Here is a 243-nt window from a genome sequence, read left to right as displayed (position 1 = left end):
GGGGGCTCGCGCCCTTGTGAACTGGGTGTTCTCACTCATCCAGATCGCAGAACGACGCGAGCTTGTCTGACGGTAGTACATTGCTGCGCGGTCTTGACGGAATCGTTGTTGACACGGTGAGCCAGGGCGCGAACGGTGCCCGCGTGGTCGTTGTCGGCACTGCGGAGCAATGGGTCGGCAAATGTCCGAAATGCCGGACCCGCTCGTCGCGGTCGAAGGGCTGGGTCACGACTCGGCCGTGCG

1 protein-coding gene is annotated in these 243 nt (G+C 63.8%); it reads right to left on the bottom strand.

Annotation, left to right across the window (positions count from 1 at the left end):
• Nucleotides 1–31 precede the first annotated feature (31 nt).
• Nucleotides 32–243: hypothetical protein (locus tag F0Q45_RS28890; RefSeq protein WP_223163972.1), on the bottom strand; the 212-nt coding region annotated here is incomplete at its 5' end.

It is taken from the genome of Mycobacterium simiae, from assembly GCF_008370645.1.
Taxonomy (GTDB): Bacteria; Actinomycetota; Actinomycetes; order Mycobacteriales; family Mycobacteriaceae; genus Mycobacterium; species Mycobacterium simiae_A.
The sequence above is the reverse complement of the archived record's forward strand: the minus strand, read 5'-3'. Positions and strand labels throughout refer to the sequence as shown.